The organism is Corynebacterium sp. (assembly GCF_030535495.1).
Lineage (GTDB): Bacteria > Actinomycetota > Actinomycetes > Mycobacteriales > Mycobacteriaceae > Corynebacterium.
The window spans coordinates 15,616-32,194 of the sequence record NZ_JAUNRW010000003.1 but is presented as its reverse complement, the minus strand read 5'-3'; the positions used below and the strand labels follow the sequence as shown (position 1 = coordinate 32,194).

The 16,579-nt window shown below is 67.0% G+C and carries 13 protein-coding genes; 12 read left to right on the top strand and 1 reads right to left on the bottom strand.

The window, feature by feature from the left end:
* Nucleotides 1-101: 101 nt before the first annotated feature.
* The 3 genes from glf (at nt 102) to Q4F73_RS00855 (ending at nt 2,840) form a co-directional block, all read left to right on the top strand.
* A complete protein-coding gene (gene glf / locus Q4F73_RS00865; protein ID WP_303357457.1) occupies nt 102-1,295 on the top strand; it encodes a UDP-galactopyranose mutase in 1,194 nt (397 codons plus the stop codon).
* Nucleotides 1,296-1,386: 91 nt separating this feature from the next.
* Nucleotides 1,387-2,010 (top strand): low molecular weight phosphatase family protein, encoded by a 624-nt coding sequence (locus tag Q4F73_RS00860; RefSeq protein ID WP_303357456.1) that lies wholly within the window; start codon nt 1,387-1,389, stop codon nt 2,008-2,010.
* Between the two features lie 221 nt (nt 2,011-2,231).
* The gene (locus tag Q4F73_RS00855) at nt 2,232-2,840 is read left to right on the top strand and encodes a three-helix bundle dimerization domain-containing protein (RefSeq protein WP_303357455.1); all 609 of its coding nucleotides are present in this window, start codon (nt 2,232-2,234) and stop codon (nt 2,838-2,840) included.
* Here the strand turns inward: Q4F73_RS00855 and Q4F73_RS00850 are convergent.
* Nucleotides 2,837-4,201 (bottom strand): DUF5129 domain-containing protein, encoded by a 1,365-nt coding sequence (locus Q4F73_RS00850; protein ID WP_303357454.1) that lies wholly within the window; start codon nt 4,199-4,201, stop codon nt 2,837-2,839. The two genes, Q4F73_RS00855 and Q4F73_RS00850, sit on opposite strands and share 4 nt — an antisense overlap.
* A 135-nt stretch (nt 4,202-4,336) precedes the next feature.
* On the opposite strand from Q4F73_RS00850, the gene Q4F73_RS00845 reads away from it, so the two are divergent.
* The 9 genes from Q4F73_RS00845 to Q4F73_RS00805 all read left to right on the top strand — a co-directional run bounded on the left by Q4F73_RS00845 (nt 4,337) and on the right by Q4F73_RS00805 (nt 16,540).
* A complete protein-coding gene (locus Q4F73_RS00845; RefSeq protein WP_303357482.1) occupies nt 4,337-6,256 on the top strand; it encodes a glycosyltransferase in 1,920 nt (639 codons plus the stop codon).
* Nucleotides 6,253-6,759 carry a phosphatase PAP2 family protein gene (locus Q4F73_RS00840; RefSeq protein WP_303357453.1) on the top strand — a complete coding sequence of 169 codons (507 nt, stop codon included), beginning with the start codon at nt 6,253-6,255 and terminating at the stop codon, nt 6,757-6,759. The genes Q4F73_RS00845 and Q4F73_RS00840 overlap by 4 nt, the downstream gene beginning before the upstream one ends.
* Nucleotides 6,756-7,751, top strand: coding sequence for a decaprenyl-phosphate phosphoribosyltransferase (locus Q4F73_RS00835; protein ID WP_303357452.1), 996 nt, complete (start codon nt 6,756-6,758; stop codon nt 7,749-7,751). The genes Q4F73_RS00840 and Q4F73_RS00835 overlap by 4 nt, the downstream gene beginning before the upstream one ends.
* 34 nt (nt 7,752-7,785) lie before the next feature.
* Entirely contained in the window at nt 7,786-9,714 is a 1,929-nt protein-coding gene (zomB, locus tag Q4F73_RS00830; protein ID WP_303357451.1) for a flagellar motor control protein ZomB, read from the top strand.
* Between the two features lie 162 nt (nt 9,715-9,876).
* Nucleotides 9,877-10,893 (top strand): alpha/beta hydrolase family protein, encoded by a 1,017-nt coding sequence (locus tag Q4F73_RS00825; RefSeq protein ID WP_303357450.1) that lies wholly within the window; start codon nt 9,877-9,879, stop codon nt 10,891-10,893.
* Between the two features lie 261 nt (nt 10,894-11,154).
* A complete protein-coding gene (locus tag Q4F73_RS00820; protein ID WP_303357449.1) occupies nt 11,155-13,083 on the top strand; it encodes an alpha/beta hydrolase-fold protein in 1,929 nt (642 codons plus the stop codon).
* Nucleotides 13,083-13,580 carry a hypothetical protein gene (locus tag Q4F73_RS00815; RefSeq protein WP_303357448.1) on the top strand — a complete coding sequence of 166 codons (498 nt, stop codon included), beginning with the start codon at nt 13,083-13,085 and terminating at the stop codon, nt 13,578-13,580. Before Q4F73_RS00820 ends, Q4F73_RS00815 begins: the two co-directional genes overlap by 1 nt.
* A 9-nt stretch (nt 13,581-13,589) precedes the next feature.
* Nucleotides 13,590-14,498, top strand: coding sequence for a cutinase family protein (locus Q4F73_RS00810; RefSeq protein ID WP_303357447.1), 909 nt, complete (start codon nt 13,590-13,592; stop codon nt 14,496-14,498).
* Nucleotides 14,499-14,668: 170 nt separating this feature from the next.
* Complete coding sequence (locus Q4F73_RS00805; protein ID WP_303357446.1) at nt 14,669-16,540, top strand: FadD32-like long-chain-fatty-acid--AMP ligase; 1,872 nt, start codon at nt 14,669-14,671, stop codon at nt 16,538-16,540.
* The last annotated feature ends 39 nt before the right edge of the window (nt 16,541-16,579 follow it).

The window sequence follows — 16,579 nt, the reverse complement described above, 5'->3', positions numbered from 1 at the left end:
GGGACCGATGATACTGATGTGACAATAACTCGGTGTCGGCGTGTCGTGATCCCCGGTGTTGCAGCGGGCGGGGGAGGGGGGCGTCGATTAGCCTCACTTCCATGACTTACGACCTCATTGTTGTCGGTTCCGGCCTGTTCGGACTCACTGTCGCGGAGCGCGCGGCCAGCCAGCTGGGCAAGAAGGTGCTCATCGTCGAGCGTCGGAACCATCTGGGCGGCAACGCCTACTCCGAGGCGGAGCCGGAGACGGGCATTGAGATCCACAAGTACGGTGCCCACCTCTTCCACACCTCCAACAAGAAGGTGTGGGAGTACGTGAACAAGTTCACCGATTTCACCGGCTACCAGCACCGGGTCTTCGCCATGCACAACGGCACCGCGTACCAGTTCCCCATGGGTCTGGGTCTGATCAACCAGTTCTTCGGCCGCTACTACTCCCCGGATGAGGCGCGCGAGCTCATCGCCGAGCAGGCCGCCGAGATCGACTCCCAGGACGCGAACAACCTGGAGGAGAAGGCGATCTCGCTCATCGGCCGCCCGCTGTATGAGGCCTTCATCCGCGACTACACCGCCAAGCAGTGGCAGACCGACCCGAAGAACCTCCCCGCCGGCAACATCACCCGCCTGCCGGTGCGCTACAACTTCAACAACCGCTACTTCAACGACACCTACGAGGGGCTGCCGGTCGACGGTTATGCCGCATGGCTGGAGAACATGGCGGAGCACGATCTTATCGACGTCCGCCTCGACACCGACTGGTTCGACGTGCGCGACGGGCTGCGCGCCGAATCCCCGGACGCCCCGGTCGTCTACACCGGCCCGCTCGACCGCTACTTCGACTACTCCGCCGGGCAGCTGGGGTGGCGCACCCTGGACTTCCACACCGAGGTGCAGCAGACCGGTGACTTCCAGGGCACCCCGGTGATGAACTACAACGATGCGGACGTGCCGTACACCCGTATCCACGAGTTCCGCCATTTCCACCCGGAGCGCGAGGACGTCTATCCGCAGGACAAGACGGTGATCATGAAGGAGTACTCCCGCTTCGCCGAGGAGGGCGACGAGCCGTACTACCCGATCAACACGCCCGCGGACCGCGAGATGCTCAAGGCCTACCGCGAGCTCGCCGCCGCCGAGGCCCGCGACAACCGGGTGCTCTTCGGTGGGCGTCTGGGCACGTACCAGTACCTGGACATGCACATGGCGATCGCGGCGGCGCTGACCCTGTGGGAGAACAAGCTCGTGCCGTTCTTCGAGGACGGTGTGGAGCTGGAGCAGGAGCGCGGTCACTAGTTGTGTCAGTCGGCACCGGGGCGTAAAGTTAACTCTAGGTTAACAACGGGAAAACGACAGGTTTTCCGCTCCACGAAAGGGTGCCGACACCATGAACAGCGACCGCTACGCCATCGTCCGCGAGGACATGCACCGCCGTTACGGCCAGTACTTCTATGCCCGCACCATCGATGAGCTTCTCGACGAGAAGATCGCCGACGCCGAAGCCAACGCCACGGTGACCACCTTCCTGCCCACCATCATCGAGCGCGAGGTCTCCGAGATCCTCGAGGAGCGCGCCGAGGCCAAGGGTCGCAGCGGCACCGCCCGCCCGGAGGTGCTCTTCGTGTGTGAGCGCAACGCCGGTCGTTCCCAGCTGGCCTCCGCCATCATGTCGCAGGCCGTGGGTGATCGCGTCTTCGTCCGCTCCGTCGGCCTGAACCCCGTCGGCGGGATTGACCCGCAGGTCATCGAGGTGCTGCAGGAACGCGGCATCCCCACCGGACACCTGTACCAGAAGGAGATCGTGCCGCGCACGGTCCACCGCGCCAACGTCGTGGTCCTCCTCGGTGTCGACGAGGTGCCGGGCATTCCCGGCGATCGCATCGAGCGCTGGGATATCGACGACCCGGCCGATCAGCCCATCGAGAAGGTCCGCGAGATCGCGGACGCCATCGAGGCGCATGTCAAGGAGCTGCTCGTGGAGCTCGGCAAGGCCTCCTTCGACGCCGCCTGACACACCGCTTCACCCACCGCTTATCGACGCCCCCTCGTGGGGCGTTGTTGCGTTTCTGTGGTCGTACTCACATGGCTGATGTCAAAAAGTTAACTCAAGGTAAACATCGGTGACCTGCGGTTTTCTGAGGTCTGGCCATAAAGTCCCAGGATGTTTAGTTGCGCGTTCACCTTTTGTTCACTTAAGGTTAACGCTAGGTAAACAACAAGAAAGGGATCATCATGAACTTCCACTCCGTACGCCAGGACCTCTACACCCGCTTCGGCCACCGCGCCGATTCCACGGTCATCGACGAGATTCTCGACGCAGTCATCGCCGAGCACACCGCCACCGCGCGGGTCACTGATTTCCTCCCCGTCCTCGTCCACCGTGAGGCGGCGGGACGCATCGAGGACCATCTGTGGACGCACGGGGAGATGGGGACTCCACGCGCGAGAATCCTCTTCGCCAGCCGCACCAACGCCGCCCGCGCCGTCCTGGCCGCGGCCCTGGCCCGCAAGGTCAGCGGCAACGGCGTCGTGGCCACCGTCGCCGACACCCACCCCGAGAACCGTGAGGACGCGCTCATCGAGTGGGTCATGAACGAGCGCGGGCTGGCCGCCGACGGTGCCCGCTACCACAGCGACCGCCGCACCCTGGCCGCCGCAGACGTCGTCGTCTACCTCGACGCCGCCGAGCCCCACGACCTCCCGGGCCGCACCTTCCTGCAGTGGGACGTGCCCGCCACCGACGGCATGACCATCGACCAGGCCCGCGCCTTCGCCGACGACCTGGAGGCCCGCATCGCGCAGCTGGTCGTCCCCGCCCGCTCCGTGGAGTTCGCCGCCTAGAAGCCGCGGGAGGCGCCGCCGCCGGAGAAACCACCCGAGGAATACCCGGTCGTCGCAGAAGACGACGATGACGCCGCCTGCACATCGGCGGAGTGCCAGGTGTGGATCATCCCGTAGGGGACATAGTTGCCGTATCCGTAGCCCGGGCGCCACGTCGACTCCCACACCGCCGGGGCCCGGTGATCGTCGTCCTTCTCCACGTCGGATTCCGCGTACATCCGGTCCTGGGCTGCCTGCAGGATGATGCGGGTGTCCGTGATGAGGTCGGCGAAGGTGTCCATGAACCGGGGGTCGTCGAGGCGGGCGCGGAGGTCGAGGATGCGGGCGTCGATACGCTCGAGGCGGTGACGCAGGGACTCGTCGTCCACGGCGGCAGCGGCGGCGAGCACATCCTCATGCATGTCGGTGAGCTCGCGGCGCCGGATCTCCTGGTCGCCGTGCTCCATCCGGGCGAGGGTCTCGATGTTGCCCTCCGCCGTCTGCAGCCGGGTGACCTGCTCGTGGGCCACGCCGATGGCCTGGTGGTGACGGCGGAAATCCTTGTCCGGGGAGGAGGCGCTGAGCCCGTCGAGCTCGCCGAAGGTGTCGTTGAGTCCGAGGAAACCTGACTTGACCTCCTCCCACTGCCCGCGCAGCTGATCATTGGCCAGGGGAGAGGTCAGCGAGTGGGCGCGCACGTCGATGGCCTGCAGGTCCTGGGCGACTCGACCGTAGTCACGCTGGATGACGTCGAACTGCTCCCGGGCCTTCTTCGCCTTCGACCGGCGGGTGCCCAGCCACACGAAGACGCCGGCGATGAGGCCGATGCCGGCGATGACCGCACCGATGATCCAGCCGATGACGCCGGGCCCGTCCGAAGTCTCGCGCACCGCGCCCGGATCCGCCGCCGCGCGGGTGCCCTCCAGCATGCCGGCGGCCCAGTTGCCGTCGCGCAGCGGCTGTTCCATGCGGTCGAGGATGCCGTCCTGGCGGCCCGGCGAGTAGAAGCCGATGGCGTCGCACACGTCGTCACCGCAGTAGACGCCCATCCGACGGGGGTCGAGGCCGACCGCGACGATGAGCGCTCCGGGTGCGAACTTGTCGCCGGCCTCCGAGATGAGATCGCGGCGTTCGTTCTCGCCGAAGTGCCGGACCGTGTCGTTGAGGTTGTCGTCATTGTCCGGGAAGAGGACATAGGTCACGTCGGTGACCTCCGCAGGCAGATCAACCTCCGGGGTGCGGTCGATGAGCAGCTGCTCATCGGCCTGCGAGAGATCGTCAGCCAGGTCGAGGACCTCGACGGAGCGGGCGGACACGGCGGCTGAGGCGGGTGTGCCGAGCAGCATCACGCCGAGGACGAGGGCAGTGATCAGCTTTCTCATGCGGCAAGTATAAGGGTGGGTTCTCGGTGCGTGCGGCGCGGAATCCGGGGCGCGGGCACTACCCTTGTTCCGGAGATGAGTCGAAAGGCGGATTCACCCGACGTGAAGAACAACCCGAATGCCCCCGTGCGTGAGATGCTGCAGCGAATCCTGCTGCCGCGCAAGGGCGAGCCGCATGACGTACGCATGCTCTACCTCATCGAGGCGGAGCAGAACAAGGAGCGCCTGACCTGGGAGGACCGGGTCACGGTGACGGTTCCGGCCGGCGCCGAGGCCTCCTTCCAGACCTACTTCAACGCTTTCCCGGCCAGCTACTGGCGTCGCTGGTCGCAGCTCGATCATGTCCTCCTGCGTATGCAGGTCGCCGGACAGGCGAGCATCGAGGTCTACCGTTCCAAGATCGACGGCACCCGTGTCGCCGTCGGCGGAGAGCTGGTCACCGACGATGTGGCGGAATTCACCATCCCGCTCTCCCACTTCGAGGACGGCGGGTGGCTGTGGTTCGACGTCACCGCGGAGACCGCGACCACCCTCACCGAGGCCGGCTGGTACGCCGACCGCGAGCCGGGCCCGCAGATCATGCCGGACGGCACCGAGGTCGGCCCCTTCGACAAGCGCGTCGCCGTCGGCATCCCGACATTCAACCGCCCCACCGATGCGGTCGCGGCACTGCAGGCACTCGGCGAGGACCCGCTTGTCGACGCCGCCATCGACGCCGTCATCATGCCCGACCAGGGCACGCAGCACCCGGCCGATGAGCCCGGTTACGACGAGGCCGTCGCCCACTTCGGCGGGCGCTTCCACGAGTTCCGCCAGGGCAACCTCGGCGGCTCCGGTGGTTACTCCCGCATCATGTACGAGGCCCTCGGTGACGTCAGCGATGCCCCGTTCATCCTCTACATGGACGACGACATCGCCATCGAGCCGGAGTCCATCCTGCGTTCGGTCCAGGTGGGCCGTTACGCGGCGTCCCCGATCATCGTGGGCGGGCAGATGCTCAACCTGCAGGAACGCTCCCAGCTGCGCACCATGGGCGAGATCGTCCAGGATCACGACTTCATGTGGGGCCCGGCCCCGCATTCGACCTACGACCATGACTTCGCGACGTACCCGCTCGGTTTCACCGGCCAGGACACAGACGCCCGCGACCCGGACGCGAAGAACTCCCGGGATCTGCACCGTCGCATCGACGTCGACTACAACGGCTGGTGGATGTGCATGTTCCCGCGCGTGGTCGCCGAGCAGATCGGCCAGCCGCTGCCGCTGTTCATCAAGTGGGACGACACCGAGTACTCCCTGCGCGCCGCCCAGGCGGGATTCCCCACGGCCACCTGGCCCGGCGTGGCCGTCTGGCACATGGCCTGGGCGGACAAGGATGACGCCATCGACTGGCAGGCCTACTTCCACCTGCGCAACCGGCTCATCGTCGCCGCGCTCAACCACAACGGGCCCGTCGACGGGATCATCTCCTCGATGCGCAAGTCCACCTTCAAGCACCTCATGTGCATGGAGTACTCGACCCTGGCCATCCAGCTGGAGTCGATGAAGGACTTCCTCGCCGGCCCCGACCAGCTCTTCGACATCCTCGAGTCCTCCCTGCCGCGCATCGCGGAGATCCGGAAGAACTACTCCGATGCCGTCGTCATCCCCTCCGCCGCCGACCTGCCGCCGGCCTCCGGCGCGCCGGGCGTGCCCACCCGCGACATCGGCGGCCGTCTGGCCAAGGTCAAGAAGGTCGGGTGGCTGCTCAAGGGCCTCAAGCACTCCCTGGGCAAGGAGGACCCGCGTCACCACGAGACTCCGCAGGTCAACCTGTCCCCGTCCGAGGCCCGCTGGTTCTCCCTCTCCCGCGTCGACAGTGCCACCGTCACCACCGCCGGCAACAACGGCGTCGCCTTCCGTAAACGCGACCGTGAGCTCGCCGAGCGCCTGCTCAAGGAGACCTGGGCCCTGCAGAAGGAGATCGCCGAGCGTTTCGATGAGCTCCGCGAGACCTACCGGGCCGCCCAGCCGCAGCTGGTCAGCCGCGATTCCTGGAGGAAGATCTTCGAATGAGCAACCGTGAAGTGGACCTGCTGCTCCGGGTGCAGGACGCCCTCGTCGATAAGCCGGGGGTGATTCCCACCGCCACCACCCTGTCCCACATCGGTGAGCACGCCCTCGGATGGTTCGCGCTCTCGGGGGCGGGCGCGGTCGTCGATAAGCGACGCCGCCGCCAGTGGCTGGCGCTCGGCGCCTCCGCCTTCGTCTCCCACGCCGCCTCCGTGGTGATCAAGCGCATCGTGCGACGCACGCGTCCGCATGATCCGCGGATCCGGGTGGGTGTCGGCACTCCGTCGCGGCTGTCCTTCCCCTCCTCGCACGCGACCTCGACCACCGCCGCGATGGTCGCTCTGTCGGACCTCAGCGGCTCGAAGGCGCCGCTGCTCGGCATTCCGCTCATGATGGTCTCGCGTATGGTTCTGGGAGTGCATTACCCGACCGACACCCTGGCCGGCGCCGTTCTGGGAGCCACCACGGCCAAGGTCATCACCGCAATCGAGAGGAAAAGCGCGTGACCGAATCACACCCGGTGGAGGAGAGGACCGGCATCTTCTATCCGGAGCCGCACACCGAGGGGATCGACAACACCCGCCGGCGTCGCCCCCCGAAGAACCTCCCGGATGCCATGCTCAAGGCGTTGCGCCCCAAGCAGTGGGTGAAGAACGTCCTCGTCGTCGCTGCCCCCGCGGCGGCCGGTGCCGACGCGCTTCTCGACGGACGCACGCTTCTCGACGTCGCCCTCGCCTTCCTCGTCTTCTGCCTCGCCGCGTCCTCGATCTACCTGGTCAATGACGCCCGCGACGTTGAAGCCGACCAGCAGCACCCCACCAAGCGCTTCCGTCCCATCGCCTCCGGCATGCTGCCGGTGGGGCTGGCCTACGCCATGGCGGTGGTGCTCATCATCGCCGCGATCGGCCTGTCCTTCCTGGCCTCCTCCGGCTGGGGCCTGGCCGCGGTCGTTGCCGTCTACATCGCCCTGCAGCTCGGCTACTGCTTCGGCTGGAAACACCTGCCGGTGATCGACATCGCGCTGGTCTCCTCCGGTTTCATGCTGCGCGCCATGGCCGGTGGCGTGGCGGCCGGCATCGACCTCTCCCAGTGGTTCCTGCTCGTGGCCGCCTTCGGCTCCCTGTTCATGGCCTCCGGTAAGCGTTATGCCGAGCTGCAGCTGGCTGAGCGCACCGGCAAGAAGATCCGCCGCTCCCTCCAGGGCTACACCGCCACCTACCTGCGTTTCGTGTGGACCCTGGCGGCCACCGCTGTGGTGATGAGCTACGCCCTGTGGGGTTTCCAGCTCTCCAACTCCGTCGAGGGCATGGCCGGTGTCTGGTACCAGATCTCCATGGTGCCGTTCACCATCGCGATCCTGCGCTACGCCGCGGATGTCGACCGCGGCGCGGGCGGCGCACCGGACGAGATGGCCTTGTCCGACCGCGTTCTCCAGCTGCTCGCCGTGCTGTGGATGCTGTGCATCATCATGGCTGTTTACCTGGTCCCGATGATGTAAGTCCCGGGGTGTCCCCCTGCTACGATCTGCACTCATGACCACAGCTGCCGGGGTGTCCGGTCAACCGAACAAACGCCGGGCATCCCTGACGTTGTGGAGCGGTGCCGTGGCGGCACTGCTGTTGGCTGTTCTCGCCTTCTGGGGCGGATGGCAGCGGCGCTGGATGAGCGACGACGGCCTCATCGTCCTGCGCACCGTGCGCAATCTTTTGGCCGGAAACGGCCCGGTCTTCAACGCCGGCGAACGGGTGGAGACCAACACCTCCACGCTGTGGCAGTACCTGATCTACCTCGTGGCACTGGTCAGCGATGCCCGCCTGGAGGTGATCGCCACGTGGCTGGCACTCATCTTCACCACCGTGGCCCTCGGCATCGGTGCGTGGGGCACGGCCGTGCTGCACCGGCGCCGTTCCAGCCTGCTCCTCCTGCCCGCCGGTGGGCTGGTGTACCTGGCGCTGCCTCCGGCGCGGGACTTCGCCACCTCGGGCCTGGAATGGGGGCTCAGTCTCCTGTGGATCGCCGGGCTGTGGTGGCTGTTGGCCAGCTGGGCACAGCATGGCCCCACCGCCTCCCGGCATGCGGCCACGCCTCAGACGGACCGCATTACCTACGCGCTGGCCTTCTGGACGGGCCTGTCGTGGCTGGTGCGTCCTGAGCTGGCCCTCTACGGCGGCCTGGCGGGGCTCCTGCTGCTTCTCGCTGCAACGTCCTGGCGCCAGCGGGCGCTCATCCTGGCCGTGGCGCTGCCGGTCCCGGCCGGGTACCAGATCTTCCGCATGGGTTATTACGGCCTGCTGACCCCGCACACGGCGGTGGCCAAGTCCGCCGGCGACGCCGAATGGGAATCGGGCTGGGCCTATGTCCAGGACCTGGCTGATCCCTATCTGTTGTGGTTGGCGCTGGCGCTGCTCCTCGTGCTGGCCGCGGTCACCCTGTGGCGGGCGACCGTGGGTACCGCGCCCCGGGTGGGGCTGCGTACCCCGGTGGCGGTCACCGCACTCATCGTCGTGGCGGCCCTGCTCCACGTGCTCTACGTGGTGCGCGTCGGCGGCGACTTCATGCACGGCCGAATGCTGCTTCTGCCCCTGTTCGCCCTGCTCCTGCCGGTGGCGCTCATTCCGCTGGCGGATCTGCGACAGACCTCCCTGCGTGTCGACGCAGTGCCCGCCCTCGGGCTGGCGGCGGTGTGCTGGTGGTCGGTGAGCACCACCATCACCGGGCATCCCATCGACTGGGAGACGGACTATGAGGAACTGGGCATCGTCGACGAGCGTGACTTCTGGGCCTTCGCCACCTACCGGGACCAGGGTGATCCGCCGATGTTCGCCTCCGACTTCCTCACCGCCATGGTGATGAACGACTACCCCGAGGTCATGGAACGGGCGATGGCGGAGGACGCGGGCCTGATGACGATGTTCACCCTCGGCGAGGGTGAGATGTCGTGGACCACCGCCCCGCGCATCCCACGCGAGTACCTCGATACCGATCCCACCGGCCTGGTCGGCCAGCCGCCGACGCTGTACCACATCAACCTCGGCATGACGAGCATGAATGCTCCCCTGGAGATGCGCGTGCTCGACACCGTCGGGCTGGCCACCCCCCTGGCCGCCCGCCAGCCTCGCGATCCCGAGGCCCGGATCGGGCACGACAAGTGGCTGCCCTTCTCCTGGCAGGCCGCGGACACCTCGCTGCACCTGGATTATCTGCCGCCGTGGTACGACCCGGTGAAGACGGGGCAGGCACGGGACGCCCTGCAGACCCCGGCCCTGGCCGAATTGATGGCCTCCTACCGCGAACCCATGAGTGCCGGTCGCTTCCTGCGCAACATCCGCTTCGCCCTCACCGACGGCCGGACCCTCGAGTTCAGCGATGATGCGGAGGAGGTTCTGCAGGAGTTCGGCCCGCCCACCCCCGGAATGAGGTTGGCGTGGGAGTACGAGGTTTCGCCGGAAGTCAGCAGGTAAACACAAGTAAAATCACGGACAGGTAACGAAGTGATGAGCTTTTAGTTACTCTGTGCTCTAGAGTGACACGAGCAGGGATGCTGTTGCACGAACGCGCGGTTGGTAACGAACTGGCGGGCGCGGTCGATAGTCCCGTAGAAGTACGCCAAGCCGAGGAGAATTATGTCCGTCATCACCGGAGCCCGCAGCGTGAGCCGGAAGATCGTTGTGCTGGTCACCGCGATCGCCACCGCCCTGGCCATCATGGTCGTCGGTGGTGCCGGCGAAGCCAGTGCCAACCACCGTGGCTGGCTGCGCCCGGGTTGTTCCTGGGATCCCGTCGCCCACTGGGTCCAGCGCTGTAACGTCTGGTCCGCCTCCACCGGCGCCGACGTCACCGTTCAGATCCAGCCGGCCGGCCGGGGCGGCAACGCAGGCTTCTACCTGCTCGATGGTCTGCGGGCCACCAACAACGCCAACGCCTGGACCGTGGACGTCAACGCCCCGGCCCTCTACGCCGACTCCAACATCACCCTCGTGATGCCCGTCGGTGGCGCCGCCTCCTTCTACGCGGACTGGGACAACCCGGCCACCTATGACCTGAACAACCCGGTCACCTACCAGTGGGAGACCTTCCTCACCTCTGAGCTCCCGGCGTACCTGCAGCAGCACTTCGGTGTGGCGCCGGACAACAACTCCATCGCCGGTCTGTCCATGGGTGGCACCGCGGCCCTCAACCTGGCCGCCAAGCACCCGGGCCAGTTCCGTCAGGCCATGTCCTGGTCGGGCTACCTCACCCAGACCATGCCGGGCATGCAGACCCTCATGCGTGTCGCGCTTCTCGACGCCGGCGGCTTCAACATCAACGCGATGTACGGCAGCGTCATCAGCCCGCGTCGTTTCGAGAACGACCCCTTCCTCAACATGGAGGGCCTGCGCGGCAAGGACGTCTACATCTCCGCCGCCACCGGTATCCCGGGTCCGCAGGACGCCGGTTACCCGGTGAACCTGCAGCTGTCCGGCGCTCCGCTGGAGATGCTGGCCCGCGTGTCCACCCACCTGTGGGAGGGCAAGGCCCGCGCCTCCGGTCTCAACGTCACCGCCGACTACCCGGCGACCGGCATCCACAACTGGACCCAGTTCGGGGACCAGCTGCACAAGACCAAGCCGCGCGTCCTCGACGTCATGAACGCCTGGTAACCACCTGGCACCGACACCCCGGAAGGATCTCCTTCCGGGGTTTCGCACTTTTTCTCGGCGCGCCCTACGATAAAGTCTCAAGTTCTACTTAAACTTGAGCACGCCCCACGGCGAGAACAACTGAACAGACATGCACCGGCGTACGACGTCGGGAACGGGTGGGCGTCGACACGCGCATCCCGGGGGAGGGGAACCCCCGGGCACCACCCGGACCCGAGCCACGCCGGGGCACACGACCGCGAACCCACAAGGACCCACACCATGCGCGACACCGCATCCCGTTCCCCGCAGCGCCGGCGCCCCTGGCTCGCCGCTGTCGTCGTACCGACCACCCTGGCCCTCGGCGTCACCCTGGCTCCGACGGCCCAGGCCCAGAGCTCCCTGCCCGGCAGCAGTGACCTGTCTGATTCCATCCGCCCGACGGACCCTCCGCAGCGCGAGCCGATCCGCACGGAGTACCCGGACATCGACAACCTCCCGGACGGCGTCGAGGTGGAACGCATGGAGTGGATCACCAACCGCCGCGTCGCGCTGTTCATCCGTTCCGCCGCCATGCCGCAGGAACTCATCCAGGTGCAGCTCCTGCTCGCCCGAGACTGGCACTCCTCCCCGGAGCGCACCTTCGCCGAGGTGTGGGCCCTCGACGGTCTGCGCGCCCGCGACGACGACTCCGGCTGGACCATCGAAACCAACATCGAGCAGTTCTACGCCGACAAGAACGTCAACGTCATTCTGCCGATCGGCGGCGAGTCCTCCTTCTACTCGGACTGGCAGCAGCCCGACAACGGTAAGCACTACAAGTGGGAGTCCTTCCTCATGGACGAACTGATCCCCATCCTGGATCAGGGCTTCCGTTCCAACCGGGACCGCTCCATCGTCGGACTGTCCATGGGTGGCACCGCCGCCATGAACCTCGCGCAGCGCAACCCGCACTTCTTCGACTTCGTCGGTTCCTTCTCCGGTTACCTCGACACCACCTCCACCGGCATGCCGCGGGCCATCCTCGCCGCCCAGCGTGACGCCGGCGGTTACGACGGCACCCGGATGTGGGGCCAGCCCGGCAGCCAGGACTGGATCAACCACGACCCCAAGACCGGTATCGGTGCCCTCAAGGACATGAAGGTCTACGTCTCCGCCGGTTCCGGCCGCGACGACTACGGCCAGTCCGACTCCGTGGCCACCAACCCCGCCAACCTCGCCGGTGTGGGCCTCGAGGTGATCTCCCGCATGTCCTCCGAGACCTTCGTGCGCCACGCCCGCGCCGAGGGTGTCCAGCCGATCGTCCACTTCCGTCCCTCCGGCGTCCACTCCTGGCCCTACTGGCAGTTCGAGATGACCCAGGCCTGGCCGCACATGGCCAACGCCATGGGCCTGTCGGCCGATGACCGCGGCCCCGACTGCGCCCCGGTCGGTGCCATCGCCGAGGCCACCAAGTCCGGCGTCATCGGTTCCTGCGTCAACAACGAGTACCCCGTCGAGGACGGCATGCGCCAGGACTTCCGCAACGGTGTCGCCTACTGGTCCCCGGACACCGGTGCCCACGCCCTGCACGGACGCATCAACGCCCGCTACCACCACATCGGCGGACCCGCCTCCTGGCTCGGCTTCCCGACCACGGGTGAGACCGCCACCCCGGACGGCAAGGGCCGATTCGTCCACTTCGAGCACGGCTCCATCTACTGGACCGCCGCCACCGGTGCCTTCGAGGTGCCCGCCGCCACCATGGCGGTCTGGGGTGCGGACAACTGGGAGCGCGGCTCCCTCGGCTACCCGACCTCCGAGCCGAAGGACGTCAACGGCGGCCAGGTGCAGGAATTCGAGAAGGGTGTCATCGCCACCAACGCCGCGGGCGAGGCACGCATCGTCCACAGTGCCATCGGCGACAAGTACCGGGAGCTGGACACCGTCAACTCCGAACTCGGCTTCCCCAAGGGCAGTGAGCGGGCCATCCGGGGCGGCGCCTTCCAGGAGTTCGACAACGGCAACATCTACTGGTCCGCGGACACCGGGGCGCACTACATCAAGTACGGTGCGATCTTCAGCCACTGGGGTTCCCAGGGATATGAGCAGGGCAAGTTCGGGTACCCGACCGCCGATCACGCCAACATCCCGGCCGGTGGTGAGGTCGTCGAGTTCCGCAACGGCACCATCCGCCAGGTCAACGGCATCATTCAGGAGAGGACCAGCTAGTGCGCCGGTTCGGACTCATTGCTGTCGCACTCGTCGGTGCTCTCTCGCTCACCGCCTGCGGGGACGCCACGGTGGAGGACGACGCCTCGTCGCCGACCTCCGTCGCTCCGCTCGAGCGTGCCCCGAAGAAGAGCACCACCGAGTCCACCACCCCGGAAGAGGAGCCAGAGACGGTCGACCGGCCCCGCCCGGCCGAGCCGCAGCCGCAGGATCAGGCGGCGCGGGAAGTCGATGAGGTTCCGGAGGCCGCCTTCCCGCGGACCCCGGAGGATGTCCGCTACCTCGGTGCCATCAGTGACGCGGAGATCGACGTCGACGGCGTCGAGGATCAGCTCATCGGCACCGCCTCCACCGTCTGTGATGGAGGAGACAGCGACCTCAACCGCTCCACCCTGCCCGCCGTCGCCGGCCAGCTCATCGAGCAGGGCCGCACGGACAAGCCTGTCGAGGACGTGGTCGAGATCATCGAGACCGCTGCCACCGACTCCTACTGTTAGTCTCCCCCCATGCGCAAGATCCTCACCATCCTGGCGGTCCTCGTCCTGGTCCTCCTCGTCGGCGTGGGAACCTTCCGGTTCCTCCAGTCCGGCGAGGACGTGCCGCTGCCGCCGGGTGTTCCCGAACCGACCGAACTCCTCCAGCCCGAGTGGTGTCCTGATGTCGAGGTCATCTCGGCACCGGGTACCTGGGAATCGGCGGCCGGTGATGATCCGATCCATCCGACCGCGAACGAGTGGAGCTTCATGCTCTCGGTCACGCGTCCGCTCCAGGAGCGCTACCCCGCCGAGGACGTCAAGGTGTGGACCCTGCCGTACACGGCGCAGTTCCGCTCCGTCCAGGCGCAGCACGAGATGAGCTATGACGATTCGCGCCAGGAGGGCCAGAGCGTCCTGGAGACCGAACTGGTCACCATGCACGACGAGTGCCCGTACACCGATTTCATCCTCGCGGGGTTCTCGCAGGGCGCGGTGATTCTCGGGGACGTCGCCCACCAGATCGGCCAGGGCAGCGGAGTGGTGCCGGCCGACCGCATCAGGGGTGTCGCCCTGGTCGCGGACGGCCGCAGGGAACCTGGTGTGGGCCAGGTTCCCGGCACCCAGGTCGCCGGTGTCGGTGCCGAGGTGGCACTCCAGCCCCTCAACCTGCTCGTCCAGCCGATCGTGCCGGGGGCCACCATGCGCGGCCCGCGCGTCGGTGGCTTCGGGGAGCTCCAGGACCGGGTGTGGGACATCTGCGCCCCCAACGACAGCATCTGTGACGCCCCCCGGCAGATCGGCAATGCGATCGAGAGGGCGCACGAGCTCGCCGCCGCCAACGGGGTGCACGCACAGTACGCCACCAACCCGAACGTCATCCCCGGGACAACCACCAACGCCTGGCTCGTCGAATGGGCCACTGACCTCATCAACAGATGATCCTGTGCCCCGATGGCAGGGGCACCCGGGTACTCTGTTCGGTAACGGAACCATCACAAACCGGGACTAACTAGACGTGTGCCTGCTCTGTTAGGTTGGCACAAAGAGATTAGCCGGAACGATCTTTCATCCCTGGACACTCCATCCACGGGTAGACCACGAGGAGAAAAATGGACCTGCAAGCGGCGATGAGCCAGTTCTTCAACGACAAGGGCGAGATCGTCCTGGCACCTCAGCTGACCCTCGCGGGTCTGGCCGAGCTCATGTACCAGGGTGACCTCCAGCTCGGTGGCGGCGAACGACAGTGCCTGCGCTTCTGGGACTTCTCCGAATCCCGCGAGGGAACTCCGGTCGATTACACCCGTACCGAGATCAACACCCGCATCAAGGCCGTCGCCGCACGCCTGCAGCAGGTGGGCAAGATCGGCGACCGCGTCGCGATCCTGGCCAACAACTCCCCGGAGTACATCTTCGGCTTCGCCGGGGCGCTGTACGCCGGCATGACCCCGGTGCCGCTCTATGACCCCTCCGAGCCGGGTCACGCGGATCACCTCAAGGCCGTCTTCGCCGACTGCCAGCCCTCCTTCGTGCTCACCAACTCCGGTTCCGCCGCCGCCGTGCGTGAGCACTTCGCGGAGATCCCCTCCCGCGAGCGTCCCCGCATCCTGTCCGTGGATTCCCTGCCCGACACCCTCGCGTCCTCCTACATGAACCCGATGATGACGCTGCAGGGCCAGCAGCTCATGGCGTCCATGTCGACGATGCCGGTCGATCAGCCCGCCTTCCTGCAGTACACCTCCGGGTCCACCCGTGTCCCGGCCGGCGTGCAGCTGACCAACCGCTCGATCCTCACCAACGTGCTGCAGATCTTCACCGCCGCCCGCCTGCGCATGCCGCTGCGTCTGGTCTCCTGGCTGCCGCTGCACCACGACATGGGCATCATCCTCGCCCTCTTCGTCACCATCCTGGGTCTGCCGAACGAGATCATGGCGCCGCGGGACTTCATCCAGCAGCCGAAGCGCTGGGTCGATCAGCTCAACCGCCGCGACTCCGATGAGGGTGTCTCCGTCTACACCGTCATCCCGAACTTCGCGCTGGAGCTGGCCGCCCGCTACGGCAAGCCGCAGGACGGCGAGACTCTCGACCTGTCCGCCCTGGACGGCATCATCATCGGTTCCGAGCCGATCACCGAGAAGGCCCTCGACTCCTTCAAGGAGGCCTTCGCCGATCATGGCCTGGAGACCAACGTCCTGCGCCCCTCCTACGGCCTGGCCGAGGCCTCCCTGCTGGTGACCACCCCGCAGACCAAGGACCGCCCGGTCATCTCCTACTTCAACCGTGAGAAGCTCGCCGAGGGTGTCGTCGAGTTCGTGGAGAAGGGCTCCGAGCTGGCCGTCGCCTTCGCCTCCAACGGCCAGGTGGTCAAGCCGCAGAACCTCACCATCGTCGACCCGGAGACCCGGGCCGAGCTGCCCGACGGCCAGATCGGCGAGCTGTGGGTCAAGGGTGACAACCTGGCGGCCGGCTACCTCGGCCGCGAGGAGGAGACCGCCGAGACCTTCGCCAACACTCTCGGCGAGCGTCTGCCGGAGTCCCGGGTCGACGCGGACACCCCGGACGACGGCTGGCTGGCCACCGGCGACCTCGGCGCCATCGTCGAGGGCGAGACCTACATCACCGGTCGCCTCAAGGACCTCATCGTCATCGCGGGCCGCAACCACTACCCGCAGGACATCGAGTTCACGGTCATGAACGCCTCCGAGCATGTCCGCCCCGACTCCGTCGCCGCCTTCTCCGTCACCGCCGATGAGGGGGCCGCCGACTCCACCGAGCAGCTCGTCCTCGTCATCGAGCGCGACGACAAGGCCGACGAATCCGGTGACGCCGCAGCCGTGGAGACGATCCGCGGAGCCGTCACCTCCGCTCATGGCGTCACCCCGGCCGACATCCGTTTCGTCGGGCCGAATGAGATCCAGCGTTCCTCCGCCGGCAAGATCGCGCGTCGGGTGATCCAGAAGTCCTATCTCGCCGAGCGCGGATAGTCCGAGCAGCAGAAAGTAACGGCCAGGGTGCGCACAGTC

Coding starts and splice junctions, on each gene's coding strand:
- zomB (WP_303357451.1), top strand. CDS start 7,786: ATGACCACAGCTGCCGGGGTGTCCGGTCAACCGAACAAACGCCGGGCA.
- Q4F73_RS00805 (WP_303357446.1), top strand. CDS start 14,669: ATGGACCTGCAAGCGGCGATGAGCCAGTTCTTCAACGACAAGGGCGAG.
- glf (WP_303357457.1), top strand. CDS start 102: ATGACTTACGACCTCATTGTTGTCGGTTCCGGCCTGTTCGGACTCACT.
- Q4F73_RS00845 (WP_303357482.1), top strand. CDS start 4,337: ATGCTGCAGCGAATCCTGCTGCCGCGCAAGGGCGAGCCGCATGACGTA.
- Q4F73_RS00860 (WP_303357456.1), top strand. CDS start 1,387: ATGAACAGCGACCGCTACGCCATCGTCCGCGAGGACATGCACCGCCGT.
- Q4F73_RS00825 (WP_303357450.1), top strand. CDS start 9,877: ATGTCCGTCATCACCGGAGCCCGCAGCGTGAGCCGGAAGATCGTTGTG.
- Q4F73_RS00840 (WP_303357453.1), top strand. CDS start 6,253: ATGAGCAACCGTGAAGTGGACCTGCTGCTCCGGGTGCAGGACGCCCTC.
- Q4F73_RS00810 (WP_303357447.1), top strand. CDS start 13,590: ATGCGCAAGATCCTCACCATCCTGGCGGTCCTCGTCCTGGTCCTCCTC.
- Q4F73_RS00820 (WP_303357449.1), top strand. CDS start 11,155: ATGCGCGACACCGCATCCCGTTCCCCGCAGCGCCGGCGCCCCTGGCTC.
- Q4F73_RS00855 (WP_303357455.1), top strand. CDS start 2,232: ATGAACTTCCACTCCGTACGCCAGGACCTCTACACCCGCTTCGGCCAC.
- Q4F73_RS00850 (WP_303357454.1), bottom strand. CDS start 4,201: ATGAGAAAGCTGATCACTGCCCTCGTCCTCGGCGTGATGCTGCTCGGC.